This is a genomic window from Mucilaginibacter glaciei (genome assembly GCF_014773245.1).
Lineage (GTDB): Bacteria > Bacteroidota > Bacteroidia > Sphingobacteriales > Sphingobacteriaceae > Mucilaginibacter > Mucilaginibacter glaciei.
Genome location: NZ_JACWMX010000009.1, coordinates 1 through 24,548, shown reverse-complemented (window position 1 = coordinate 24,548; position 24,548 = coordinate 1). Strand labels below are relative to the sequence as shown.

31 protein-coding genes are annotated in these 24,548 nt (G+C 43.1%); 16 read left to right on the top strand and 15 right to left on the bottom strand.

What is annotated here, in order from left to right; genetic code table 11:
* Nucleotides 1-4: 4 nt before the first annotated feature.
* The 3 genes from IDJ76_RS18245 to IDJ76_RS18235 all read right to left on the bottom strand — a co-directional run bounded on the left by IDJ76_RS18245 (nucleotide 5) and on the right by IDJ76_RS18235 (nucleotide 5,157).
* Nucleotides 5-3,238 (bottom strand): efflux RND transporter permease subunit, encoded by a 3,234-nt coding sequence (locus IDJ76_RS18245; RefSeq protein WP_317173979.1) that lies wholly within the window; start codon nucleotides 3,236-3,238, stop codon nucleotides 5-7.
* Nucleotides 3,239-3,250: 12 nt separating this feature from the next.
* Nucleotides 3,251-4,642: a TolC family protein gene (locus tag IDJ76_RS18240; protein ID WP_191165299.1), complete on the bottom strand. Its 1,392-nt coding sequence runs from the start codon at nucleotides 4,640-4,642 to the stop codon at nucleotides 3,251-3,253.
* 119 nt (nucleotides 4,643-4,761) lie between these two features.
* Nucleotides 4,762-5,157 carry a hypothetical protein gene (locus IDJ76_RS18235; RefSeq protein WP_191165297.1) on the bottom strand — a complete coding sequence of 132 codons (396 nt, stop codon included), beginning with the start codon at nucleotides 5,155-5,157 and terminating at the stop codon, nucleotides 4,762-4,764.
* 209 nt (nucleotides 5,158-5,366) lie between these two features.
* Here IDJ76_RS18235 and IDJ76_RS18230 point away from each other — a divergent pair, with 209 nt between their 5' ends.
* The 10 genes from IDJ76_RS18230 to IDJ76_RS18185 all read left to right on the top strand — a co-directional run bounded on the left by IDJ76_RS18230 (nucleotide 5,367) and on the right by IDJ76_RS18185 (nucleotide 12,058).
* Nucleotides 5,367-5,735 (top strand): hypothetical protein, encoded by a 369-nt coding sequence (locus IDJ76_RS18230; protein WP_224746403.1) that lies wholly within the window; start codon nucleotides 5,367-5,369, stop codon nucleotides 5,733-5,735.
* Between the two features lie 76 nt (nucleotides 5,736-5,811).
* Entirely contained in the window at nucleotides 5,812-6,237 is a 426-nt protein-coding gene (locus IDJ76_RS18225; protein ID WP_191165293.1) for a MarR family winged helix-turn-helix transcriptional regulator, read from the top strand.
* 161 nt (nucleotides 6,238-6,398) lie between these two features.
* A complete protein-coding gene (locus IDJ76_RS18220) occupies nucleotides 6,399-6,836 on the top strand; it encodes a helix-turn-helix domain-containing protein (protein ID WP_191165291.1) in 438 nt (145 codons plus the stop codon).
* A gap of 168 nt (nucleotides 6,837-7,004) precedes the next feature.
* On the top strand, nucleotides 7,005-7,397 hold the full coding sequence (locus IDJ76_RS18215; RefSeq protein WP_191165289.1) for a YidH family protein: 393 nt from the start codon (nucleotides 7,005-7,007) through the stop codon (nucleotides 7,395-7,397).
* 98 nt (nucleotides 7,398-7,495) lie between these two features.
* Nucleotides 7,496-8,104: a Crp/Fnr family transcriptional regulator gene (locus tag IDJ76_RS18210; RefSeq protein WP_191165287.1), complete on the top strand. Its 609-nt coding sequence runs from the start codon at nucleotides 7,496-7,498 to the stop codon at nucleotides 8,102-8,104.
* 45 nt (nucleotides 8,105-8,149) lie between these two features.
* Nucleotides 8,150-8,938 (top strand): sulfite exporter TauE/SafE family protein, encoded by a 789-nt coding sequence (locus IDJ76_RS18205; protein WP_191165285.1) that lies wholly within the window; start codon nucleotides 8,150-8,152, stop codon nucleotides 8,936-8,938.
* Nucleotide 8,939: 1 nt separating this feature from the next.
* Entirely contained in the window at nucleotides 8,940-9,500 is a 561-nt protein-coding gene (locus IDJ76_RS18200) for a YeeE/YedE family protein (RefSeq protein WP_191165283.1), read from the top strand.
* Entirely contained in the window at nucleotides 9,497-9,907 is a 411-nt protein-coding gene (locus IDJ76_RS18195) for a DUF6691 family protein (RefSeq protein WP_224746402.1), read from the top strand. The genes IDJ76_RS18200 and IDJ76_RS18195 overlap by 4 nt, the downstream gene beginning before the upstream one ends.
* An 8-nt stretch (nucleotides 9,908-9,915) precedes the next feature.
* Entirely contained in the window at nucleotides 9,916-11,250 is a 1,335-nt protein-coding gene (locus IDJ76_RS18190) for an MBL fold metallo-hydrolase (protein ID WP_191165279.1), read from the top strand.
* A gap of 166 nt (nucleotides 11,251-11,416) precedes the next feature.
* Nucleotides 11,417-12,058 (top strand): efflux RND transporter periplasmic adaptor subunit, encoded by a 642-nt coding sequence (locus IDJ76_RS18185; protein ID WP_191165277.1) that lies wholly within the window; start codon nucleotides 11,417-11,419, stop codon nucleotides 12,056-12,058.
* A gap of 6 nt (nucleotides 12,059-12,064) precedes the next feature.
* Here IDJ76_RS18185 and IDJ76_RS18180 read toward each other — a convergent pair whose 3' ends face one another.
* From IDJ76_RS18180 to IDJ76_RS18140, 9 genes are read right to left on the bottom strand one after another with little or no spacing between them, the layout of a single operon-like run.
* Complete coding sequence (locus IDJ76_RS18180; RefSeq protein WP_191165275.1) at nucleotides 12,065-12,721, bottom strand: metallophosphoesterase family protein; 657 nt, start codon at nucleotides 12,719-12,721, stop codon at nucleotides 12,065-12,067.
* A gap of 1 nt (nucleotide 12,722) precedes the next feature.
* Nucleotides 12,723-13,481: a metallophosphoesterase family protein gene (locus tag IDJ76_RS18175; RefSeq protein ID WP_191165273.1), complete on the bottom strand. Its 759-nt coding sequence runs from the start codon at nucleotides 13,479-13,481 to the stop codon at nucleotides 12,723-12,725.
* On the bottom strand, nucleotides 13,481-14,566 hold the full coding sequence (gene arsB, locus IDJ76_RS18170; protein WP_191165271.1) for an ACR3 family arsenite efflux transporter: 1,086 nt from the start codon (nucleotides 14,564-14,566) through the stop codon (nucleotides 13,481-13,483). Before arsB ends, IDJ76_RS18175 begins: the two co-directional genes overlap by 1 nt.
* A 43-nt stretch (nucleotides 14,567-14,609) precedes the next feature.
* On the bottom strand, nucleotides 14,610-15,236 hold the full coding sequence (locus IDJ76_RS18165; RefSeq protein WP_191165269.1) for a hypothetical protein: 627 nt from the start codon (nucleotides 15,234-15,236) through the stop codon (nucleotides 14,610-14,612).
* A 27-nt stretch (nucleotides 15,237-15,263) separates the two neighbouring features.
* Entirely contained in the window at nucleotides 15,264-15,596 is a 333-nt protein-coding gene (locus IDJ76_RS18160) for a hypothetical protein (protein WP_191165267.1), read from the bottom strand.
* Nucleotides 15,597-15,649: 53 nt separating this feature from the next.
* The gene (locus IDJ76_RS18155) at nucleotides 15,650-16,072 is read right to left on the bottom strand and encodes an arsenate reductase ArsC (protein WP_191165265.1); all 423 of its coding nucleotides are present in this window, start codon (nucleotides 16,070-16,072) and stop codon (nucleotides 15,650-15,652) included.
* Nucleotides 16,069-16,494, bottom strand: a complete 426-nt coding sequence (gene arsN2, locus IDJ76_RS18150) for an arsenic resistance N-acetyltransferase ArsN2 (protein ID WP_191165263.1) — start codon at nucleotides 16,492-16,494, stop codon at nucleotides 16,069-16,071. Before arsN2 ends, IDJ76_RS18155 begins: the two co-directional genes overlap by 4 nt.
* A gap of 10 nt (nucleotides 16,495-16,504) precedes the next feature.
* Nucleotides 16,505-17,077 (bottom strand): DUF6428 family protein, encoded by a 573-nt coding sequence (locus tag IDJ76_RS18145; protein WP_191165261.1) that lies wholly within the window; start codon nucleotides 17,075-17,077, stop codon nucleotides 16,505-16,507.
* Nucleotides 17,078-17,131: 54 nt separating this feature from the next.
* Nucleotides 17,132-17,461: an ArsR/SmtB family transcription factor gene (locus tag IDJ76_RS18140; protein WP_191165259.1), complete on the bottom strand. Its 330-nt coding sequence runs from the start codon at nucleotides 17,459-17,461 to the stop codon at nucleotides 17,132-17,134.
* A 99-nt stretch (nucleotides 17,462-17,560) separates the two neighbouring features.
* Here IDJ76_RS18140 and IDJ76_RS18135 point away from each other — a divergent pair, with 99 nt between their 5' ends.
* Genes IDJ76_RS18135 through IDJ76_RS18120 form a run of 4 tightly spaced genes read left to right on the top strand, consistent with a single transcriptional unit; the run spans nucleotide 17,561 to nucleotide 20,349 of the window.
* Nucleotides 17,561-18,358, top strand: coding sequence for a DUF547 domain-containing protein (locus IDJ76_RS18135; RefSeq protein ID WP_191165257.1), 798 nt, complete (start codon nucleotides 17,561-17,563; stop codon nucleotides 18,356-18,358).
* Complete coding sequence (locus IDJ76_RS18130; protein ID WP_191165255.1) at nucleotides 18,351-18,686, top strand: arsenosugar biosynthesis-associated peroxidase-like protein; 336 nt, start codon at nucleotides 18,351-18,353, stop codon at nucleotides 18,684-18,686. The genes IDJ76_RS18135 and IDJ76_RS18130 overlap by 8 nt, the downstream gene beginning before the upstream one ends.
* Nucleotides 18,686-19,735, top strand: coding sequence for an arsenosugar biosynthesis radical SAM (seleno)protein ArsS (gene arsS / locus IDJ76_RS18125; protein ID WP_224746401.1), 1,050 nt, complete (start codon nucleotides 18,686-18,688; stop codon nucleotides 19,733-19,735). Before IDJ76_RS18130 ends, arsS begins: the two co-directional genes overlap by 1 nt.
* A 2-nt stretch (nucleotides 19,736-19,737) precedes the next feature.
* The gene (locus tag IDJ76_RS18120) at nucleotides 19,738-20,349 is read left to right on the top strand and encodes a TIGR04282 family arsenosugar biosynthesis glycosyltransferase (RefSeq protein WP_191165253.1); all 612 of its coding nucleotides are present in this window, start codon (nucleotides 19,738-19,740) and stop codon (nucleotides 20,347-20,349) included.
* Here the strand turns inward: IDJ76_RS18120 and IDJ76_RS18115 are convergent.
* Nucleotides 20,346-21,038, bottom strand: a complete 693-nt coding sequence (locus tag IDJ76_RS18115) for a TIGR04283 family arsenosugar biosynthesis glycosyltransferase (protein ID WP_191165251.1) — start codon at nucleotides 21,036-21,038, stop codon at nucleotides 20,346-20,348. The two genes, IDJ76_RS18120 and IDJ76_RS18115, sit on opposite strands and share 4 nt — an antisense overlap.
* A gap of 72 nt (nucleotides 21,039-21,110) precedes the next feature.
* On the opposite strand from IDJ76_RS18115, the gene IDJ76_RS18110 reads away from it, so the two are divergent.
* Nucleotides 21,111-21,587, top strand: coding sequence for a TlpA disulfide reductase family protein (locus IDJ76_RS18110; RefSeq protein ID WP_191165249.1), 477 nt, complete (start codon nucleotides 21,111-21,113; stop codon nucleotides 21,585-21,587).
* Here IDJ76_RS18110 and IDJ76_RS18105 read toward each other — a convergent pair.
* Together IDJ76_RS18105 and arsM are read right to left on the bottom strand one after the other, a co-directional pair.
* Nucleotides 21,571-22,560, bottom strand: coding sequence for an NAD-dependent epimerase/dehydratase family protein (locus tag IDJ76_RS18105; RefSeq protein ID WP_191165247.1), 990 nt, complete (start codon nucleotides 22,558-22,560; stop codon nucleotides 21,571-21,573). The two genes, IDJ76_RS18110 and IDJ76_RS18105, sit on opposite strands and share 17 nt — an antisense overlap.
* Nucleotides 22,561-22,572: 12 nt before the next feature.
* Nucleotides 22,573-23,544, bottom strand: a complete 972-nt coding sequence (arsM, locus tag IDJ76_RS18100; protein ID WP_191165245.1) for an arsenosugar biosynthesis arsenite methyltransferase ArsM — start codon at nucleotides 23,542-23,544, stop codon at nucleotides 22,573-22,575.
* Between the two features lie 185 nt (nucleotides 23,545-23,729).
* Between arsM and IDJ76_RS18095 the strand changes: the two genes are divergently transcribed.
* Nucleotides 23,730-24,431 (top strand): sterol desaturase family protein, encoded by a 702-nt coding sequence (locus IDJ76_RS18095; protein WP_191165243.1) that lies wholly within the window; start codon nucleotides 23,730-23,732, stop codon nucleotides 24,429-24,431.
* Nucleotides 24,432-24,548: the final 117 nt, after the last annotated feature.

The window sequence follows — 24,548 nt, the reverse complement described above, 5'->3', positions numbered from 1 at the left end:
GTGTTTATATCGTTGAAGTTTGAATAGCAATGGTCTCTTCCGGCATTAATGACGGTGATTCATAAGTGGTCTTGTCCTGTACCCAGGCAAATACCAATGGTAGAATAAACAGGGCGGCAAGCGTCGAAGCAAATAAGCCGCCGATCACAGCGCGGCCCAAAGGTGCGGTCTGTTCTCCTGCTTCACCCATACCAGATGCCATCGGCACCATACCCGCCATCATGGCAAAGCTGGTCATGAGGATAGGTCGCAAACGGATAGCTGCGCTCGTGATCGATGCACGAGTAGCATCTTTAAATTCCAGGCGCAATTTTTCACCATTCGTTACGATCAGGATTGCGTTCGCTACCGATACTCCGGTAGACATGATCATCCCCATGTAGGATTGCAGGTTAAGCGTAGAACCTGTTAGCAATAAAGCGGTCAGTGAACCTAATATTACCGCCGGAACCGTAGAAAGTACCGTTAAAGAAAGCTTGAATGACTGGTAATTGGCTGCCAGCAACAGGAATATCACTAATACCGCGAAGGCTAAACCACTTTGCAAACTGCTCATGGTTTCGGTCAACAAGCTGGACATTCCTTTTAACTCTGCGACCAATCCCTTTGGTGGTGCGCCCAGGGAGGTCATCACCTTTTGTACATCGGCAGTTGCGGTGCCCAGATCCTTTTTATAAATATTGGAGCTCACCGTTAAAAAACGGCGGGGACCCGAACGGTCATATTCACCCGGTGAATAGATCACCTTGAAATCGGCGACGTCAGCCAGTGTTGGGGTGCTTTGCCCCTTCAGGAGAGGAATTTCCTTCAACTCGTCCATCGTATTCATGACATACTCCGGAATCTGTACCTGCACCTGGTAGGTATAGGCTGCCTTTTCATCCAGCCATTGATTCTTTTCTGTAAAACGGCTGGAAGAGGTACTGGCCGTAACTGAACGTGCAATATCGGTTACATTCAACCCGAATTGCGACACCTTTTGACGGTCAAGCGTAATGGCTACTACGGGTATCCTTAAAGGCTGTACAATTTGTACGTCGCGCAGGTAGCTGATCTGTTTTAATTTAGCGACCGCTTTATTGGCATAACCCTCTATCTGGGCCATATCCTTTCCAGCTACCCTAATCTCAATAGGCGTTGCCGCTCCCTGGCTCATAATCTTTTCGGTCATATCGATGGGTTCAAAGGTGATCCGCAGATCTGGTAACTGATGAGAGATATTTTTTCGCAGGGCGTCCTTTAACTCATCCATGTTCACCTTATAATGTTCATCCAGGTTTATCTGCAGCACAGCTTCATGTGTACCCGTATTAAATATGTACAGGTTACTGGTACCGTAGCTGCTGGGAACGATACCCACATAGCCGGAACTGATGGCGATATGATGGTCGACGGTCTTATCGATAATGTTCAGCACCGCTTTAAATTTATCTTCTGTGCGCTCCAGGCGGGTGCCATCAGGTGCCTTGATGCGGATCAGAAATTGACCGTTATTCAGCTTCGGCATCATGTCTTTACCAATGACCACAAAACCCACACCGGCCAGTACGATAACAGCCACGGTATATATCGGTACTATCAGTTTTTTATTCGGCATCCAGCGGGTGATGATCCCCATGAACCGCATTTTTACCTTTTCAAAAAAGTCGTTGTCTTCGGGATGATCCTGCTCTTCTTTCAGGTGTTTATTAACCTGTGTTTCTTCTTTTTGATTTAAAGATTCGCCCGCATGTGCGTGGAGTTCGCCATGTACATAATGCTGGTACTGCTCGGCTTTGATCAGCCAATTACTTAATATCGGTACCAGGGTTTGTGCTAAAACATACGAAACGATCATCGTCAAACCGATGGACATTGATAAGGGCAGGAACATAGCCTTGGGCACGCCATTCATCAGGAAGGATGGAGCAAATACCGCCAGAATACAAAGTAGAATTAGGAGTAGTGGAAACGCTATCTCTTCACAGGCATCATAAATAGCCAGTTTTTTTGATTTCCCCATTTCCAAATGCTGGTGAATGTTCTCAATTGTTACCGTCGCCTGGTCGACGAGGATACCGATGGCCAGTGCCAGCCCGCTCAAGGTCATTATATTGATGGTTTGACCGAACATGCCCAAAAGGAACACGCCTAATAAAATCGACACCGGGATTGTGATCACTACGATCAGGCTGCTACGCCAGTCGCGCAGGAACAGCAATACCATCAAACCTGTAAGTAAGGCACCCAAACCGCCTTCAGTTATTAAGCTTTTTACGGCATTGATTACGAAGATAGACTGGTCAAATTCGTAAGAGATCTTCACATCATCCGGCAGTAAGCTTTGCATTTCCGGGATCTTGCTTTTCAGGCTTTGCACCACTGACCATGTAGAGGCATCGGCGGTTTTAACCACCGGGATATACACTGAGCGTTTCCCGTTGATCAACGCATAATCTACCGTGACGTCAGCGGCATCAGCTACACGAGCGACATCTTTCACCAAGACGGAAACCCCGTTTTTGGTTTTGATGGGAATGTCACCAAACTCTTCTGACTTTTTTACCAAAGAGTTGATCGTCGTGGTAAACATGGTGTTATTGATACGGAGGTTACCTGATGGCGACATAGCGTTGAATTTAGCCAGCGCCTCTACTACCTGGTCGGGTGTCAGGTCATAACTGCGCATTTTGTTGGGGTCTACACTTACGGTGATCGAGCGCGAGTTTGCACCAAACGGCGGCGGCGCTGACAAGCCAGGTACCGAGGCAAACATTGGGCGGATACGGGTCGCCGCCATATCATAAATTTCCTTTAAGCTGCGGGCGGGAGCGGATAGGACCAGCTGACCAACCGGCAGGGATGACGCATCATATCGTACCACCTGGGGCGGCAGGGCACCCGGCGGAAAGAACTTCATCGCCCGGTTGACCTGCAGGGCAACCTGCGCCTGGGCCTCAGCCATGTTTACGTTCTCGTAAAAACTAAGCTTCAGCATCGTTAAACCTTGTATGTTCTTACTGGTGATGGTTTTAACACCATTTACATACAGGAACTGGTCTTGCAAACGGGTGGAGAAAAAGCCCTCCATTTGCTGGGGTGACATGCCCCCGTAGGATTCGATAACGTAGATGGTAGGCAGGTTTAACTGCGGAAAAATATCTATCGGTATTTTTATTGCACTAAGCACTGCAAATATTAAAAGGCTCATGGTGATCACCACGACGGTGATCGGCCTTTTGAGTGCGGATGTGACCATTGACATAGTTAATTAATTTAAAAGGTTTAAAACTGAACTGACCTGGTTGCCTGTCACGGCTTTCTGGAATAAAGCGTTAGTGTAAGCAGATTTGGCTTGTACATAATCGGTTTCCGCCCGATATAAAATATTTAATGCGGCGTTCAGTTCAATAATGTCCGTCAAGCCGCTTTTATATAAGGATAGCTTTTGCCTATAACCGGCATTGGCCGCCTTCAACTGGTTCGGAATTTCCTGCAAACGTTGTTTGGCGGTGTTCAGTTCCACATCTGCCTGGTTCACATTTAGTGCTAACGCATTCCTTTGTTCATCCAGTTGTTTTCGCGCATAGTCTGTCGCTGCCTTTTGGGTGCGGAGTTTGAGCTGTTTGCGCCGGATGTCAAACAGGTTATAGGAAATACCCACCCCTACCAGGTAATTGTTTCGGTTAAAACCCCAGCCGGTAGAAAGGCTGTTGAAATTATCATTGGCATCTATACTGGAGCCACGGCCCCAAACGGCAGCTTCCAGCAAGATCTTCGGATTGTACTGTTTCCTCACCAGTTCTTCGCGGTCGAGGCTGCCTTGATAGATCGACTTATAATAGTTGATCAAAGGGTTGTTGGCCATGTCTGCGCTCAGCATTGCAGGTGCTACTGCCTGACCGATCATATGGCTTTCAGCGGCAGTGTCCGGGATGATGCTTTGATAGGGCAGTCCGCTGATGGCTGATAGCTGTAGTTGAACCCTTTTTAACTGGTTGTCCAGTTCGATATAATTAAGTCGTGCTTTGGAAAGTTCGGCTTCGGCGATACTCGTGTCAACACCCGGCCGAATGCCGCTTTTGGCCAGTGATTGAATGGAGCGCCTGATCTGCTCGTTGCGCTGAATATTCCTGTTCTGAATAGCAAGGAGATCCTGCAGGCGCATTAATTGCAGGTAGTTGCCAATGGTATAAGCCTGCAACTGGTATTTAGATTGTGTGAACTTGTTCTGTTCAACATTTATATCTGATTTAGCAACCTTGTTTTGGGCCGCGTAGGCTCCAAAATTGTAAACCTCCCAGTCGAGGGCTGCAATGCCCAGGTTGGTCAATACCGCGCTGGTATTGCTTTCAGTCCTTACGCCGCGTGAATTGGACGGGATAATACCAAAGCCAAAGTAAGGCCCGGCATCATTATTATTGGTGCCTATATCCGCCTGGTAATTCAGTTTAAGGTTGGGGAGCCAGTTGCTGTGGGTCTCTGCAGCCTGGGCCTGCCTGATCGTAATGGCAGCAGAGTCCGTGAGCAGCGAGGGTGCTTTTTCGTTTACCCGGTTTAACAGGTCTTTTAATTTGACCGGCGGATTTGTTTGCTGCGCGTAAGTATGCCCTGCAATAAAAAGGCAAATAACGACAATTAGCTGTCTTTTTGAACTTTGCATATTAATTTTTCGGAAATGAAAGAAATGGTGAGGGCCGTTTATACCGGCAATACCTTAAAACAAAAGCATGTAGATTGCGCAAAAGGCCTGGTACGGCACTATTGCAGAAGTGGTATTGATCAGATCCGGATCACGCAAAGCGATAAGTACGAATGAAGGGGAGGGTAAAGCTGGCCGGAAACGTCAGCAAAGAACTTGGGCTTAAACCTCCAAACCAGCGAAATAAACAGCAGGATAGTAAAAAAACTTAAAAAGGATCTGATGGAATCCGATAACGCTTTACGCTCTTCGAAGATCGATTTATCAGGCCGCTGGATAATGCTCAGTTGCTTGCCGGCAACAGCCCGGTATTCCAGCTTTCTTTTAAAAATAGAATTATGGGAAAGCGCTGTATGATGGGTGCCCTGAGTAAGACAGGGAATAAAAAAAATGTGGGTGGATGCCATGAAAAAATACACGGCAACAAGCGCGAGCACTAAGATATTTATTGGAAATGTGGCCTGCTTCTTTTTCACCTTTTATTATTGCATCGCAAATATCTCAAAACAATAAAGGTTTTTTTGCAAAATTATTGTTGCAATTGAATTTTATTTGTTGGTATTCTCACACAGTGAGTACTTTGTGCGCTTGAAGCCCAATGCCTGGAAAGGAATGGAAAATTATAGAACCTTCAGGTTTGGCCTGGCGATTTGAATTAAATAAACCAAATTACTTACATTTGTTTATGAGGGTGCCTGATCAAAAAAAAATGAGTGTGCTGTTGCTGACCGCGGCATACCTGTTTATCGTGCTTACCCATATTCTTTTGCTACCCAATCATCACTTGGTTTCAAATAAGTCGCAAGTACGCTACAATTCTATCTTCAAAAGGAAACCGGATAATTCCAGCGCTCAGACATCCAGTATGATGCACCGTACGGATAAGTTTGTTTTGAATAAAGATCAAAATATACAGAACCTATTTGGTCAACTGGCCGGAGTGTTTTTGATCTCGTTTTTAATTCCCCGGATAGTAAGGCAACTAAGGCCACCTACCCCGATACCACATTACCTTTCGGCCACTTTCCCTTTCCGGCTCGCCCTTCGTATTTGATTCTTTTAGTAATAAGCGTTTAACAAACTGTCCATTCCGGACAAGTTTCAATCTGTTTGTCTAAAAGAAATTTATTATGCAAATTTTATTATCGAAAAGCCTGCGTCGTTTAAGCAGGCTATACAGCCGTGCCATCGTTAAAGTCCTGCCAGATCTTCGCCTCGAACATTACGCAGAGATCATTCTTTTACTGGCCTCCACGGAACATGTCCCGACCCATAAAGAGCTTGCTGAATTATTCCAGGTGGATAAGTCGCGTATTGCTGTGCTCATAGAAGGGATGACCAAAAGCGGCTTTGTTTGTACTGAACAAAACGTAGCCGACCGGAGGGCTCATTTTATCTATTTGACCAGTAAAGGGAAAGAAAGTGTGCCCAAGATACAGGATGCGATAGAGCAAGTGAATATTATGATCAACCAGCAAGTGGACAAAACGCATTTGGATCATTTTTATGAAACACTTTTTAAGATGCAGTCCAACTTAGTTGACCTTGCACTTTAGCCGTAAGCGACAGCGACTGGAGCTTTAGAAGTAATCACTTTTGTCGGAGTTCCTGAACGCGAATGTAGTAGGCAGCGCTATTGACGCATTACCTGGTTATTAATATCGGATGCAGTGATTGATTTTCGTAAATGATCGCTCGTATACTATAAAATGGATTTATGATCGCTAAAGATCTCAGAAGATTAAGCAAGCTATATGTAAAAGTGCTTGCTTTACAACTTCCGCCACCGCACACAGAATATATGGCTGAGGCAATGTTATTTATTTCCGGCAGTGCGGGGTGCGTAAAACAAAAGCAACTCGTCGATTTTATGGAAGTTGACCGAAGAAGTCTGATGCCGATGCTAAAGCAACTGCTGGACATGGGTTATCTGCTTGCTGAGGAAGATCCCGCGTGCAATAACGAGCATCTTTTTTCGCTGGCCGAAAATGGCAAAAAGGTCATGCCTCAGATCTATGAGGCGGTTAGCGCCGCTGAAAAGATCATGGAGGAAAAACTCGGGGAGCCGGGATTAAGCGCGTTTAAAAAGGGAATGGTTCAGATAGAAGTAAGTCTCAAAAGCAAAGTGCTTGGGTATGAATTTAAAAAACCATAAAAAGCTTCTGACCTGCGTTGAGTAAGATTTCTGTAATCCGTAAGATATATACGGTGGCCCATCAAATTAATTATTGCAATTCGAGGTTATTGATTAAAGAGCGTATCATAACAGCCTCCTGACTGAACAAATTTCAATAATGAAGGTTGTATAATTTCAGCTGTGGACATGCATACTCAAAAGAAAGCCGATAAGCCGATCATCAACCCGAGTGAACACCTGGCTAATGAAAGAACGTTTCTTGCCTGGATCAGGACAAGCATTGCTTTAATGGGTTTCGGCTTTGTGGTGGTTAAATTCAGCCTCTTCATAAGGCAGTTGGCTTTAATTCTTCCTGGCAAAGTAGTGTTGCCAACTAAAGGCTATTCTTCAGAAATCGGCATCTTACTGGTGGCCATAGGTGCTGCTATGGCATTGTTGTCTTTCTTTCGTTACCGTTCAACCGAAAAGCAATTATTGGATAACGCTTACAAACCTTCTTTTTTATTATCGGTTTCACTTACGGTCGCCATTTTGATCATCAGTGCTTTGCTTGTTTATTACCTTTTGCCAAGTATTTAACTTTTATTAAGGTAGCTTTTAGGTGTTGAAAAACACATTTTATGATTGTCTTAATATAATGATTATCATATTGTCGGGAGATTTTTACCTTTGACCGCATGAAACTATTCGGGGCTATTTTAGAAGAAGAATTACGCGCCAACAGCCAACTCAAAACACTGCCTGCCGAAACCGTTTTAATGCAATCCAATAGTTATATCCGGTCTATTCCAGTAGTGCTATCGGGCAGTATGCGCGTCATGCGTCAGGATGAAGATGGCCGTGAGATCTTACTGTACTATATTAAACCCGGAGAGAGTTGCATCATGTCTTTTTTAGCCGGTATTCACGATGATACAAGTAAAGTTAAATTGGTGGTGGAAGAAGACTCAGAAGTGTTGATGCTACCTATTGTCAAAGCAAGCGAATGGATCAAAGTATACCCGGAGTGGGCCGATTTTATATTTAAACTTTATCACCGGCGTTTCGAGGAACTGCTAAATGTGATCAACGCGGTCGCCTTTCAGAAACTGGACGACCGGATCGTAACCTTACTAAAAAGAAAAGCCAGCGTTTACGGCTCGAACGAGTTTAGTGTTACCCATCAGCAACTGGCAGAAGAATTAGGTACCACCCGCGAGGTCATTTCCAGGTTACTCAAACAAATGGAAAAACAACAGTTAATAACCCTTTCCCGAAACAAGATCACTTTAAATATCGCTCTGTAACATAGGTCACCAACTACCCGTTTTCCAACTGCTACTTTTGTGTCAATGGAAATAGCAGGTTACATAGCAGCAATATTAGTTGGTTTATCATTGGGCCTGATCGGAGGTGGCGGTTCTATCCTTACCGTGCCTATCCTGGTTTACTTTTTCAGGATCGATCCCGTAATGGCTACGACCTATTCGCTTTTCGTTGTCGGGCTAACCGGTTCAGCAGGTGCCCTTAGTCATTATCAAAAAGGCAACGTCAATTTTAAGATCGCTTTTCTATTCGGCATCCCATCCCTAATTTCCATATTCATTATGCGTAAATGGGTAATGCCCCATGTGCCCTATCATTTATTCAGTATCAGCACCTTTGAAATCACCAAACCGGTGTTGTTAATGTTGGTATTCGCAACGCTAATGATCGCCGCTTCAATTAGCATGATCCGTAAAGAAAACGTAGTTATAGCGACGGCGACCGAATCAAATTATACCAAATTGATTATCCAAAGTGTCCTTGTCGGCATAATTACCGGCTTTGTTGGTGTTGGCGGTGGCTTCCTTATCATCCCCTCATTGGTTTTATTTGCCGGTTTACCAATGAAAAAAGCCGTGGGCACTTCGCTAATGGTGATGACGATTAGTTCCCTATTGGGCGTATTGGGAGATGTAAGCCGGCAAGCACCGATCAACTACGGTTTTTTAGCTATGTTCTCTGCATTTGCCATAACGGGGATTATCGGTGGCAGCTTTCTAACAAAATACTTAAATGATACTAAACTAAAGCCCGCCTTTGGATGGTTCGTCCTATTGATGGGCATTTTTGTTTTGATCACGACTTTAACTAAATAATATGGACATTATTAAACAACCCTGGCCCTGGTACATTGCCGGACCGATTATCGGTCTTACCGTTCCGGCTTTACTCTTATTGGGTAACAAAGCCTTCGGTATATCATCTTCCCTGAGGCATATTTGCGCGGCTTGCGTTCCTTCTCATATCTCGTTCTTTAAGTATGACTGGAAAAAGGAGAGCTGGAATTTGTTCTTTGTATTGGGGATTGTTATAGGCGGTTTTATCGCAACTCTTTTCCTTTCTGATCCCGGAGCCGCAAATATTAACCAAGATACTATTCGATCACTCAAACACGAAGGTGTAAGAGATTTTAGCGGGCTCCTGCCACAAGATGTGTTCAGCTTTAAACAGCTATTTACCTTAAGAGGATTTGTGTTCATGGTACTTGGCGGTTTCCTGGTGGGTTTTGGAACACGCTATGCGGGCGGATGTACTTCGGGACATGCCATTATGGGCATCTCGTCCTTACAATGGCCGTCCCTGGTGGCTACCTGTTGCTTTATGATCGGCGGATTTGCGATGACCTGGTTCATCTTACCCTATTTATTAAAACTATGAAAAACATTAAGTTTATGATCGTGGGTGTGCTGTTTGGTATCATCCTCGTTAAATCGGAAGTGATATCCTGGTTTAGAATACAGGAAATGTTTCGGCTTCAAGCCTTTCATATGTATGGTATTATTGGAAGCGCGATAGTTGTCGGGATTATTGCTATTCAACTCATCAAGCATTTCCAATTAAAAACGATCAACAAGGAACCCATTATTATTCCAGAGAAGAAGTTCCATTGGGGAAACGTGTACGGCGGATTGATCTTTGGTTTGGGCTGGGCAATAACCGGCGCCTGTCCCGGACCTTTGTTCGCTGAGATAGGGAGCGGCTTCGGGGTGATCCTGGCTACCCTGCTGAGCGCCATTGCCGGGACATGGATATATGGATTAGTACGTGAAAAATTACCTCATTAATTGAAGCTATGAAAATTGAACAATTTGAAGATAAAGATCTTTCGCATTATTCTTATGCGATATTAATTGAACACGCAAACCAGATCATACTGGTGGACCCGTCAAGGAACTTAGCGCCCTATATAGCTTTTGCAGAACAGCAACGGGCAAAGATTGTAGGTGTAATTGAAACGCATCCCCACGCTGATTTTGTTAGCGGGCACTTGGAACTGCATGAATTGACAGGTGCCACAATTTATTGTTCGGCACTTGTAGGCGCAAATTACCCGCACCAGGCTTTTGATGATGGCGATGTGATCAATTTTGGACAAATCAAATTGAAGAGTTTAAATACGCCGGGTCATTCGCCCGACAGTATCAGCATAATTTTGGAGCAAAATGGTAAAGATAAGGCCGTATTTACCGGCGATACTTTGTTTGTTGGTGATTGTGGCAGGCCTGACCTGAGGGAGAGCGCCGGTAACTTAAAAGCGAAGCGTGAAGAGCTGGCGCAACTGATGTATCATTCATTGCGTGATAAACTAATCGTATTAGACAACTCAGTAACGGTTTACCCTGCCCACGGTGCAGGGACGCTTTGCGGAAAAGCTTTAAGCGAAGCAAATTGCAGCACGATTGGCGCTGAGAAAATAAGTAATTGGTCATTAAAAGAGATGACGGAAAACCAGTTTGTAACCGAACTGCTAAAAGACCAACCTTTTATTCCGAAATATTTCCCGTACGATGTGACGGTGAACAGACAAGGTGTAAGTAGTTTATCAGGATCAGTTGCTGCTGTTAACAGGCGCAAACCAGCCCGGTTGGATAAAAGTATCTTTATTATAGATGCCCGGTCCGAAGCCGATTACAAAGCCGGTCATTTGCCCGGTTCTATCAACCTGCAAACTGGCGGTAAATTTGAGACATGGTTGGGGAGTATTATTTCACCAGGAGAAGCATTTTACCTGATTGCCGAAAATGAAGATAGATTGGAAGAACTGATTGGGCGTGTTGCTAAAATTGGCTATGAGCAATTTATTGAAGCTGCATTTATAGGCGAACAGGGTAAAGAAACCATGGAACAAATTATTGTTTCTGAATTTATAGGGAATTTATCCGCATATACTATTGTAGATATCCGCAATACAACGGAAGTAATAGAGCGTCCGGTATTTGAAAAAGCAATCCACATACCCTTGCCGGAACTACGGGAACGATTACTGGAAATACCATTCAATAAACCCATTGTAGTACATTGCGCAGGTGGTTACCGCAGCGCGGCGGGGAGCAGTATTATCCAGAACACTTTCAAAACAAAAACAAAAGTTTATGACCTGGGCGAAGCCATTAAGGTTTTTTTATAGCTATAGATAAAAAAGAATATTGGTGAACGGTTTACCAAAGCAAATCCTTTTCAACGGACGTTAGTATGCACCTGTTGTGATTAAAGCTGAATTAACCTGCCAGCCGCTTAAAATCGTTAATCATGTAGTTCGTGATCATTCCTTTACGGTTTTTTTAACATATAAATTGTCACAGATCAAAAACTTGTCAGTATTCCAAAAGGTGTCTGCAACAACCACCATTTTGAGTAATGTTGCGGGTACGGTAAGCGATATCGCCGTACATGAGGGTGATTATGTTACCGAAGGTATGACCGTACTAAAAACACAGGGGTTAAATAGCCTTTGGGTGGAAGCCCAACTTTACTCCAATGAAACCGGGCTTTACAAAGAGAACGATAAAGTAAATATTTCCCTTCCTGACCTGGGCGGGCAGGTCATCAAAGGCAAAGTCGAATTTATAAACCCTGAACTATCCGGGTCTTCCAAAGTGGCGCTGATCAGGATCAGTATTCCCAACACACAAGGATTGATCAGGCCGGGTATGCTAACCTATATCGCGATAGGTGGAGGCAATAGCCGCTCTTTAGCAGTACCCGCTTCGGCTATCCTGAACAATGGCAAGGGTAGCATAGTTTATGTGAAAAATACGAATGGTAGTTTTTCACCGAGAATGATCAAAATAGGTATCGGTAACCAACACTATGTACCTATTTTATCAGGCTTAAATTCAGGTGATGTGGTCGTTATCAATGGTGCTTATTTACTCAATAGTGAAGCTATCTTTAAAAACGGGAGCGACAATACCATGGCCGGGATGAAAATGTAAGTTAGCTCAATAGGCTTTTCTTAACCTGTCTGCAAAATCGTCCGGCAGGGGGCTGTCTTCAATAGCCTGAGCCGCTTTTTCTATATCATAAGAAAAGCGAATGAAATCGACATTTATCGTATCCGTAATCGTAAGTATCACATAACAACCCATTGGATTGCCATCTTTCGGCTTGCCCACTGAACCAATATTAACAACTTGCTTATTACCGATGATGCGGTGGTAAGGTAAATGTGAGTGGCCCACACAAAGGATATCCGCTTTGGCTTCCCTCATCATTTCCAATACATAGTTTTCATCGAGATCTTCCAGTACATATTCATTGATACTTCTCGTGCTTCCGTGAGCCAGTACGATATTAAAGTGGTCATTATTCAGTTGATATTCCAGTTCAATATTTGCCGGGAGCGTATTCAGATAAGCCTGGTTAGCTGCCGATACCAGTTCATAGGCGTAACCCTTTGTTTTAAGGTCATGGTTACCAGCGAGCGTTGCAACTCCGCGCCTGCGGATTTCATCCATTACTTCATTGGGCCAGATATTATAGCCGATCATATCGCCCAAACAATAAACCGCATCAGGTTTACGACTATCAATATCCGCCAGGAATGCTTCAAATGCCGGTAGGTTGGCATGGATATCAGAAAAGAGTGCTATGGTCATCTTATCCGTTCCTTAACATATCCGCATATTCATTGGGAAGCGGGCTGTCCTCAACAGCTTTGGCCGCCTTTTCAATATCATAATCAAAGCGGATAAAGTCTACCTGAATACTATCCTTGTCTTTAACCGAACTGTTTTCGTTGATTTGCAATAACACATAGCCTCCGCGCGGGTCTTTATCTTTTGGTTTACCTATCGAACCAATATTGATGGCATGATAGAACTGGTCGTTCGCCGATAGCACCCGGTGATAGGGTTGATGGGTATGACCGAAACACATGATATCTGCATCGGCCTGCTCCATGATGCGTAACATACTCTTTTCATCCCTGTCCTCAAACAAGTATTCATTCACTTTGCGGGGGCTGCCATGTACAAATAGTACCTGAAGGTTATCGTTATTCAACTGGAACTCTAAACGGATATGGGCTGGCAGTGTGCGCAAATAAGCCCGCTGCTCGTCTTTCACCACCTCGTTTGTATAAGCGATAGATATTTTGCCTAAAGCTTTTTCCTCGTCTGTTTTATAGGCACAGCCGCAATCATCGCTGTGTCGCCCGATACCAAAATCATAATTGCCGGTGATGCAGGGTATATTGCGTTTACGTATCTCATCAATAACTTCATTCGGCCAAATGTTATAGCCTACGAGGTCGCCCAGGCAATAAATGGCATCAGGCTTTTGTAATTCAACATCGGCAAAAAAAGCCTCCAGCGCCGGTAAGTTGGCATGTATATCTGAAAAAAGGGCGATCTTCATTATTCTACAGCGGTTAAAGTTTTAGCGGTATAATATTTCTTTCGGAAGTAAAAAGCGAGGTTGACCAAAGCGATCAGGGCAGGCACTTCCACCAAAGGGCCGATCACTCCTGCAAAGGCTTCGCCGGAGTTAATGCCGAATACGCCGATGGCAACCGCTATAGCCAGTTCAAAGTTGTTACCTGTTGCGGTAAAAGCTATAGATGTCGAGCGGGAATAGTCGGCTCCAAACGATTTGCCAATAATAAAGCTGAGTACAAACATAATGGTAAAGTAGATCACCAATGGTATTGCGATACGCAATACATCAAATGGTATCTGAACGATCAGATTACCTTTTAAGCTGAACATCACTACGATGGTAAACAATAAAGCAATTAACGTTATCGGTGAGATAAAAGGCACATATTTGGTTTGGAACCATTCTTCTCCTTTCAGTTTGATTAATGTGTAGCGGCTGATCACACCGGCAGCAAATGGGATACCCAGGTAGATACCCACACTTTTGGCGATCTCTCCTATAGTGATATTAACAGCTAAACCTTTTAACCCAAACAGTGGCGGCAACACCGTTATAAATACATAAGCATATACACTATACAGTAATACCTGGAAGATACTGTTTAATGCGATCAGGCCAGCAGCGTACTCGCGATTACCTTCGGCCAGTTCATTCCATACCACTACCATCGCGATACAGCGGGCAAGGCCAATTAAAATCAAGCCTACCATGTATGCGGGATGATCACGTAATAAGGTAATAGCTAATACAAACATTAATACTGGCCCAATGATCCAATTCAAAATAAGTGACGCGCTTAATACTTTGGTATCCCTGAATACCTCACCCATGTTTTCGTATTTTACTTTTGCCAACGGAGGGTACATCATTAAGATCAAACCAATCGCCAAAGGGATATTGGTCGTTCCACTGGAAAACGAGTTGATGAAGCCGCTTGAGGACGGAATAAAGTAACCTACGCCCACACCAATGGCCATAGCCAGGAAGATCCAAAGCGTTAAGTAACGATCAAGGAAACTGAGTTTTTTGCGTTCGGCCACAGGGGCACAGTTGTTTGCTGACATAATTTATTGCGTATATCGTGTTTTAATATGAATTGAGTGTAAACTACTTCCAGTTTTCTTTGAATTTAGAAGCGGCAAAAAGCATTTCCGCTGTGATCAGTTTGGCCTGTACCTCGTACTGCTCATCGGTCGCACCTGCTGAAATGGGCGAATATTTCAATTTAACGGCGAACTTATCAGGGCTGGCCAGCAGCGATGCCGCGCTTTCCTGTGCCAGTACATGAATTGCCTGCGGGTTTGAGGGCGAACTTTCTAAGGTAACAGAACCACCCTGGTCATTATACTTGGCTTCATCGCCGCTTACTTTAAAGCCGAGTTTTGCGAGGGTCGGTGCAACTTTAGGAGACGTGGCTGTGCCAACAACAAATATTTTCACATCATTTATACCGTAAGAAGCCAGCGCAGCTTTTAGCACGGCCTTGGCAATAGGTGCGCTAAAGCCATCATTACCCACAAACTCGACGATCACCGGCAATTTTTTGCCTTTGGTAACAATACCCAATTGCTGGATGCCACCGAGATCCTCCTGACGGGCATCAGTGATCGGGGTGCCTTTTTTCAGCGTTTTAAAAGTTTGTGCCAGTTCAGGATAAACAGGTTCTGCCGATGGTGCAAAAGCAGAACTTACTACCAGTAAGCCGGCTAAGAAAAATAAGGATAAGTGTTTCATGATTTTAAGTTTTATGGTTTAATTGGTTTATAGATTGCTTATTCGGGTGGCGTCTGAAATTTGTTGTGTAAGCACATTGAACTGCTGGGTTAGCTGTTCGAAGTAAGCCAGGTTAAGCAGATAGAAAGTTTTGCCATCCTCATTCATAGTGCTGACCATGTTTGCTTGAGTTAAGTTATTCATGTTCTTTTTCCACTGGTTTATATCAGGTGACATGAGTTCAAGCTGACTTAACTCAGTCCAGTCATCATGCGTACGCAAGTTTTCTATAATCGCCAGAAAGCACGGCGATGCCATCACTTTGTTAAAAGCAGCTAAGGCCACATCGTCCTGATCATATTTTGCTGTTGACTTTCCCATCTTACTATTAATTGTTTTATTGCTATTTAACGATAGATAAGAATAAAAAAATGTTAGTTAACGTGTTCGGCTACAAAGTTGGCTGCGTAAATTTTAATCATATCTCTAACCCGGCGAAACTCGGCCATTACTTCTTCAGGTGTGCCGGTAGCTTTGGCAGGGTCGGGAAAGTTCTCGTGAAAGCGTTCGACCTTACCGGGAAAGAACGGGCAGGCTTCATTCGCGTTATCACAAACGGTAATCACCTGGTCAAATGGGATGGCAAGATACTCATCCACATGATTAGAAGTGTGCTTCGAGATATCAATATGATCTTCGGTCATTACCTGAATCGCCTTTGGATTGACACCGTGGGTTTCTATACCCGCGCTGTAAACATTGGCCTTGTCGCCTGCAAAGTAACGCAGATAACCTTCGGCTAACTGGCTGCGGCAACTATTACCGGTGCAGAGTACTAATATATTTTTCTTACTCATAATTCTTTTTTCATAACAATGGCCGATACCGGGCAAACATGACTGAACTCGGACGATTGCTGAACCTCGACGGGTACTTCTTCGCGCGTGATTTTGCTATACTTCTTTCGCTCGAAGTAGGCTGGTGCGGTTTCTGTTAGTAGATATAAAGCTGTTAGGCTATTCTTTTTACTCATGTTGTCCAGTCGTGCCAACAGTTTGCCTGCTATCCCGGCACCTCTGTATTCCCGATGCACAGCTAAAGACCTGAGTAATCCGTTATTTCCATAAACTTCTACACCGCCTACACCAACCACTATACCGTCCTGGATGGCAACAATAAAGTTATCCAGCTTTTCGGGCAGGTCGGCTACCGGCAGCTTTTCAGCCGCCAACAATTCGATCACTTTTTCTTTATAGGGTTGGGCCTGGTCGATGATCATTTTATCATATTTAGCAGCAGCCTCCTCCCGGTGTGCAGCAAGCTTCCATTGGTGCAGCCAGGTTGACTAATTGTACTTTAGGTTTTTCCACTGCCGCAGGTGTGCAGCATTCTTCACCTTTCTCAGTCGTACCACAACTACCGCCACGACCGATAGCTTTACATTGCACCGCATCAGGGCGCAGGTCAACAGTCAACGCGTTGCCGTCGATTATCATTTCATTCGGAAACATCTGGCGGGTATCAAACTCTGAATTACCAAACTCGATCTTTACTGTGCCATTAGGATTAAGCGGCAGCATTTTTTCTACAATATCTACAATAGACAAAGCTTTACCTACTTTCATGGAGCGTTCCTGCTGTTCCCCATTCTCCGGTACCCATAACTGCACAATGATCTCCGTCCAGGCGTTCATCACACCACCACAATCTACTGAAGTGATCGGCGCTTGCTTGATCTCGGTGATATGATAGGCTGCATCAACCAGTTTACCCTCTGCATATTGGAATTGCAGGTCAAGGTCGGGATGCTGTAATAAGGTGTCTTTGAAGGTTTTCCAGTTGATCGCTTCTACTTTATTCATGGCTTTATGATTATTATATTATTGCAATATTGCGATGGGTTTAATCAAATTTTTTTAACAGCAGGTCGCTTTCAGATCATAAGCCGCAAAGAAACCACTCATCTGTTCACGCAGCTCATTCCAAACCGGCGGGTTGATGCAGTAACATACGCTAACGCCTTCAATCGTTCCCTGTATCAGTCCGGCATTTTTCAATTCTTTCAAATGCTGCGAAATGGTTGGCTGAGCCAAACCCAGCTCATCTACCAGGTCGCCGCAAATACAGGTGTTAGATTTAATGATCTCCTGTAAGATGGCGATACGGGCAGGATGCGCGATAGCTTTAAGCATCACAGCTAACCTATTCTGTTCTTCGGTGAATATTTCTGTTTTAGTTAAGCCCATACTTTATATTGCAATATTACGATTAATCATTTGTATTTCCAAATTAATTCTTATTTCAGTTTCATAAAGCCATAAGAAATATTATTACGTAATTTATGTATGCTTTTGAGACACTTTCTTAGAACGGCTTATATCGTGTTCTTCCTGTTGATGACAGGAATTGTTGACGCGCAGTTTAAAACTGCTAAAGCCACAAATTACATCAAGTTATCACAAAACTTTTTATATGCAGCCAAAACCGGCGATAGTACCGCGGCATTTATTGATACCCTAAAAAATACAGATCAAAACTTTTTAGCGGAACAGTTGAATACCGATCATAAAAAATTGGCATTCTGGCTAAACCTGTATAATGGTTTTACACAGGTCATCTTAAAGAAAGATCCCGATCAATATAAAACGCGTGGCTCGTTATTTTCGAGCAAACAGATCCACGTTGCCCGGCAGGAATTAAGCCTCGACCTGATCGAACATGGGATATTGCGCCACAGTAAGGTTAAATGGAGTGAAGGCTATTTAGGTAAGCTTTTCCCATCGGGATTTGAAAAGAAGTTTCGTGTGGAAACGCTGGATTACCGCATTCATTTTGCTTTGAACTGCGGGGCCAAAAGCTGCCCACCAATCGCTTTTTATGAGCCTGAACAAATAGATAAACAATTGAATGTGGCGGTTAAAACCTATTTAAAGGGTGAGGTAACTTATAACAAAGAGCAAAATACAGTAGAAGTTCCGGCCTTGATGGGCTGGTTTCGCCATGATTTCGGAGGTAAAAAGGGTATGTTAGAGATTTTAAATAGAAACAAAATCATCCCCGAAGGAACTAAACCAACGATCCATTTTAAAAAGTACGACTGGAGTTTATATTTGAATAATTATAAATCTGAAAACAATGGCTGATCATTATTATAATGCCGAAGATTTGGGCAAGTTTGGCAACATCGGGGAATACCAAAAAGAAATGGCCGATAAATTCTTTGCTTACTATGGCGAAGTATTTAAGGATGGCGCATTGACAGCGAAGGAAAAATCATTAATTGCTTTGGCTGTGGCCCATGCGGTACAGTGCCCTTACTGTATTGATGCCTACAGCAGCGATGCCTATGAAAAAGGCTTTAGCGAAGCACAGATGATGGAAGCGGTACACGTAGCATCGGCTATTAAAGGCGGCGCGGTATTGGTACATGGCGTACAGATGATGAATAAAGTCAAAGAAATTAGTATGTAATGATCAAGTCCTTAAAAGTTTTGCAAAACCCTTTAGCTAACAGTTCCTATCAACTGGATATTCTGGAACATGATCCTAAGCACAAGCATGATTCATTTAAACAGAAAGTTGCAGACTTAGGTATGTTTCCGTTAGTAGCCAGCGGCGTTGAAATCTTTCAGGTGAACATGGGCAAAATGTGCAACCAGGTTTGCAAGCATTGCCATGTGGATGCGGGCCCGGATCGGAAAGAGATCATGACGAGGGAAACCATGCAGCTTTGCCTCAATGTATTGGCCAATTCCCCTATCAAAATAGTTGATCTAACTGGCGGTGCACCTGAATTGAACCCTGACTTTAGATGGTTTGTTGAGCAGGTTAAAGCTTTGGGCAAGCACATCATTGTACGCTGTAACCTCACCATCATATTAGCCAATAAGCGTTTTCATGATCTGCCGGAATTTTTTAAACTGCACCAGATCGAAGTATTTTCATCATTACCAAGTTTTACACAGGACAGAACGGATAAACAGCGGGGCGACGGCGTCTTCGAAGATTCCATTAAAGCACTTCAAATGCTTAATTCAGTTGGATATGGAATGCCTGATACCGGCTTAACATTAAACCTCGTTTATAACCCGGCAGGTGCCTTTATGCCGCCATCGCAGGATGCTTTGGAGAAAGAGTACAAGTTTGAATTGATGAAAAATTACAACATCAATTTCAATAACCTTTTCGCCATTACCAATATGCCTATCAGCAGGTATCTGGATTATTTGCTAACGACCGGTAACTACGACAAGTATATGGAAAAGCTGATCGGCGCGTTTAACCCCGCAGCAGTTGCCAATGTAATGTGCCGCAATACTATCTCCGTTGGTTGGGACGGCTATTTATACGACTGTGATTTTAACCAGATGCTCGACCTGAAAGTAACCCCGGCATGGTCACAGCATTTATCAGATTTTGATTTGAGTTTATTACAAAACCGCGAGATCATTTTAAAACAGCATTGCTACGGTTGTACCGCGGGCGCCGGTTCAAGTTGTGGCGGCGTAGTTGCAGAATAACTATGAATGATATCACACCCTTGAACACCGCTCTTATCATCTTTGTACGCCATCCGGAATTAGGCAAAGTCAAGACCCGGCTGGCTAAAGTAATAGGTGATGACAAAGCTTTGGCGGTTTATAATTTATTATTAGGTCATACCCGGCAAATCACCATCCCCTTAAACTGCCGGAAATTCATTTACTACACCGATCAAGTCATAGAACATGATATTTGGACTTTCCCGGGTTATACCAAAAGGCAGCAATTTGGTGGGGATTTAGGCGAACGAATGTTAAACGCTTTTAAAGAACTATTTGATCAGGGATTTAAAAAGGTAATGATCATTGGCAGCGATTGTTATCAGTTGCAAACGGCCATAATTGAACAAGCAATTACTGCACTGAACGTTAATGATGTTGTCATAGGTCCAACTTTTGATGGTGGTTATTACCTGTTAGGTTCTAATGGTTATATACCTGAATTATTTAAGGATAAAGCCTGGAGTACCGATCAGGTAACCACCCAAACTATAGCTACCGCAACCCAACTAAAATTAACCTATAGTTTATTGCAAAAGCTGCATGATGTTGATGAGGCCAATGATCTGGAATTGAATGGAATCAGCATTTAGCGGTAATTCAGCATTTCTTTATATTTCGTAACCATACTTTCCTGACTTGCGCCTTTTTGGTACATGCTAACAATCGTGTAATTAGCCAGCTGTACAGTAAACCAACCGTTTGTTTCATACTTTCTCGCAGAGATCAGCACCGGCTTTTTAATGATCTTATATTTGCCTTTTTTCCGGGCTCGTGCGCAAAATTCAAATTCTTCCATAATCTTCATGCTGCCGTTAAAACCGCCAGCTTGATTGAATAACTGGCTGGTGATGAAAAGGGTTTGATCGCCGCCCATACCCCCAAAAGTATCCAGCCGACTTAACACGGCGTTAAGTTTAAGTAACCAATTTTTGCTATCATAAGTGGAAAGATACCTGCCCATATCATAGCCGGATGTTATGGCTGCTGCGATATCGGCGATGTAGGTTTCAGGTGGTAGTGTATCCGCATGAACAAAATAAAGCAAGTCGCCTTTAGCCATTGAAGCACCAAAATTCATTTGCGCTGCACGGCCTTTTTGCGGGGCTACAATGTTTAACGCACCAGCTTCTTTCGCATTAGTTAGCGTATCGTCTTTGCTTCCGCCATCAACAACGATGATTTCCATTAAACTATCGTTACCAAACTTTGTTAAATACATGACCAGTTTGCCGATATTTTCAGCCTCATTAAAAACAGGTATAATAATGCTTACTTTCATGGATAGTCGTCTTCATCTGCCTTAATAAATAAAACGTATATTAAACTGTATTTGATAAAATTAACAAAAGTCATGACAAATAAATTCCTATATACTATTGCTTTTTGCTTGCTGTTATCCTTGCAGTTAAGAGCCCAACAGGTTAAGCTCTTAACGGTTTCTCAATTAGAAAGCCGCATTAAACAAGGGAAAGACACTATTTATGTTATAAACTTTTGGGCTACCTGGTGCAAGCCTTGTGTGAAAGAACTACCCGAGTTTGAAAAATTTAAGACATCCGTAAAAGGCAAGCCCGTTAAGGTTATCCTCATCAGTACCGACCTAAAATCTAAACTGTTAAGTAATGTTCAGCCGTTTGTAAAAGCGCATCAGTTGACCGGCGAAATTTACCTATTGAACGAAGCGCCAAACTCGTATACTGAAAAGATAAGTGCCGACTGGTCCGGAGCATTGCCTGGAACCCTAATTGTAAAAGGTAGCAAGAAAAAGTTTCATGAAGGTGCTTATACTTATGAAGAATTGGTAACGGCGGTTAAGCAAGTTGATTAAGCCAGTCAAGCGTTTTACTTACCCCTTCACGTAAAGGTGTAATGGTGTAACCAAGTTCCTGTTCGGCTTTTTGTGAACTGACTATCCAGTGCTTGTTGTATTTCCGCACAAAGGGTGGTGTGATCATGGGCTGCTTGCCAAAAAGGCCGGCTATTATTAATTGTATACGGGACAGCAAGAGCATAACAGGCAAAGGCACATTATGCATCTTTCTGTTCACCCCTGTAAGCTCATCTACCAGGCTGAAAAATTCGTTGTAAGTGGCATTGATACCGCCTAACAAATAACGTTCACCGGGTTTGGCTTTTTGCATTGCGGCTATCAAGCCTTTTATGGTATCGTCAATATACACGTAGTTGCCAATACTTTTCCCGTTACAAGGCTTTATCTTCCAGTTCCCATTGATATACATCTTTATCAAACGGGTAAATCCATTACTCTCAGTTAATAACCCTGGGCCGTATACCCTGCTGGGATTGACGATAACGCCGCGGATTCCTTTCGGTATATACGTTTTCAGCAGGTTTTCAGCGGCTACCTTACTTTGTTCGTACAGCGTTTCCAATTTGGGATTAAGGTTGGTTAGTTCACCTACCGGATTGCCGTCCTTGGAATCCCCAACAACGCCTGCAGTTGAGGTGAATAGCACGTCTGCAATACCTGATTGCAAACAGGCATCCAAAACGTTTTGCAGGCCTGTTACATTTATTTCGTTGAAACGCTCCGGATTTTTATGCCATACCGATGCTAATGCAGCAAGGTGATACACTTGCCGGCAGTTTTTCATGGCGTTTAATAAAGAGCCCGTATTTAAAACATCACCCTGAAATAAAAAGATGTTCGGGTGGTTCAACAAAGTTTTTCCTTTTTCTTCGTCGCGCACCAGGGCATGTATAGTGTGTCCGTCATCAGCTAATTGCATAGCCAGTTTTTGGCCAATATAACCGGTAACGCCTGTGATAAATATTTTCATCGGCAGATCTGTTTAACAACAACCGCCGCCATCGTAAAACCAGGTAGAGTTAGAGATGAAAATGTCATCACGTTTTAATGCTGCCAAATTCCCAGCTGTTTTATCACAAACTGCTAAAGGCTGGTTAGGCATTAAAACATGGCCTTTATCATCATCAAAATACTCCTTTTCCCCATAGTAGATAGCCGCCTTGCCGGTAAATACACAGGGGCCATCAGCCGGCATGGGGTCTTTAATAGCGCAAACTTCCACACTTTCAATGTATAACAACTCATCGGTTGGATACTGGCCTGGCGCCAAAACGCGGTAAGGCCTTTTCGCCCTGATCTCGATCGTGCCAAAACCTATATCGGTAATGCTTTTAATATAATCATTAAGCGTTAACGAGCCGGTAAGGCATAAAGCCCGCAACCTGTCGTCATTTCGTAATGCGTCATTCATAGTCTGGTCGCAAACCGGGTCAGACATTACCAACCGGCCACCGGGTTTCAAAACGCGGTAAATTTCCATTAGTGCCTGTTTCAGATCATCCGCTTTAAAAATATTGAACAGACAATTTTGACCGGCAACATCTATGGAATTATCAGCTACCGGCAGCGCCAATGCAGAGCCTTTACGCAAGTCAATAAATTCCTTTTTAAACCAGGGGTTTAACTTTTCGGCTTCTAACAAATTATCAGCGCAGCTATGCAGCATTTCATCCACAATATCAACGCCTATAACCCCATTTTCGGTCCTGCTAAAATAAGAAAACTGCAAAAGCTCCATACCGCCGCCAACGCCCACATACAATATATTTGGTTCATTAGCCAGGTCATTAGCACTTACGATAGAACCACAGCCATAATTCATCTCCTGCATGATCTTTGGTATTTCCAGGCCCGGAAAGGCATTCATGGGCGTTGTAGTACAACAAAGGCCGACATCAGGTTTCAATGCGGCATCGCGGTATACGTTTATTGTTTCATCAAGATAACTGTCCATCGGTTCTAATTATAAAAGATATACGTTGATTGTAGGCTAATGGCTTTTTTAAACTTATTCATTTGCAACTTTTCGCGGATGAAACCCAACAATCCTATTTTATCGTAATTTTAAGAAATGAAGTTATATCTTAAACCCGGAATTAAAAAATAGGAGAGGTAACTGTTACATTAAATTAGTTCGTCATGAGTAATGCCTTACAATCACTGGCAGTTGGCTTGATTTTTTTGCTAACTTACCTGGCAGAGCATCTTTTCCCGCAAAGAAAAGAGTTATTGAAGAACAATCACGATCTGAAAAATATCATAGTAGGATTGATTAATCTCCTGTTTTCTTTTGTAAGCGGTTTCTATTTACAAAAGCTGATGGTATATGCCTCTGCCGGGCATTTTGGAATTATTCCTTTTACTGATTTGCCGATCATACTTTCGTTAATACTTCAAATACTTTGCATCGACTTTTTTGTATACTGGTGGCATCGCATCAATCATAAGATACCTTTGCTTTGGAGGTTTCATAAATTCCACCATGAGGATGAAAGTATGAACACGACAACGGCAGTTCGTTTTCATACCGTTGAGCTGTTTTTTGCCGTAATTTCCAAAGCTGTATTTCTTATTTTGATAGGTGCTACGGTGACCGGGTTAATAGCTTACGGTATATTGTTTTTTCCTGTGGTTTTACTGGTTCACTCCAATATCAGAATGAATGAAAAAGTGGACTTTTTTTTAAGAAAACTGATCATTAGCCCTTTGATGCACCGTATTCATCACTCTAATGTTATAGTTGAAACTAATTCTAACTATGGTTCAGTTTTTCCTTTCTGGGATTGGATTTTTAAAAGCTATAGAAAAAAACCAATTGGTGTTATCAAGTTTGGACTATAATACCGTTTAAAATAAAGGGTGCCGACTAATTTTAAATCACCAGAAATATTTGATTTAACCTGCTAATCGCTTTAAATCTTTGATAAATTGGTTCGAGATTATTCCCCTACGGGCTAC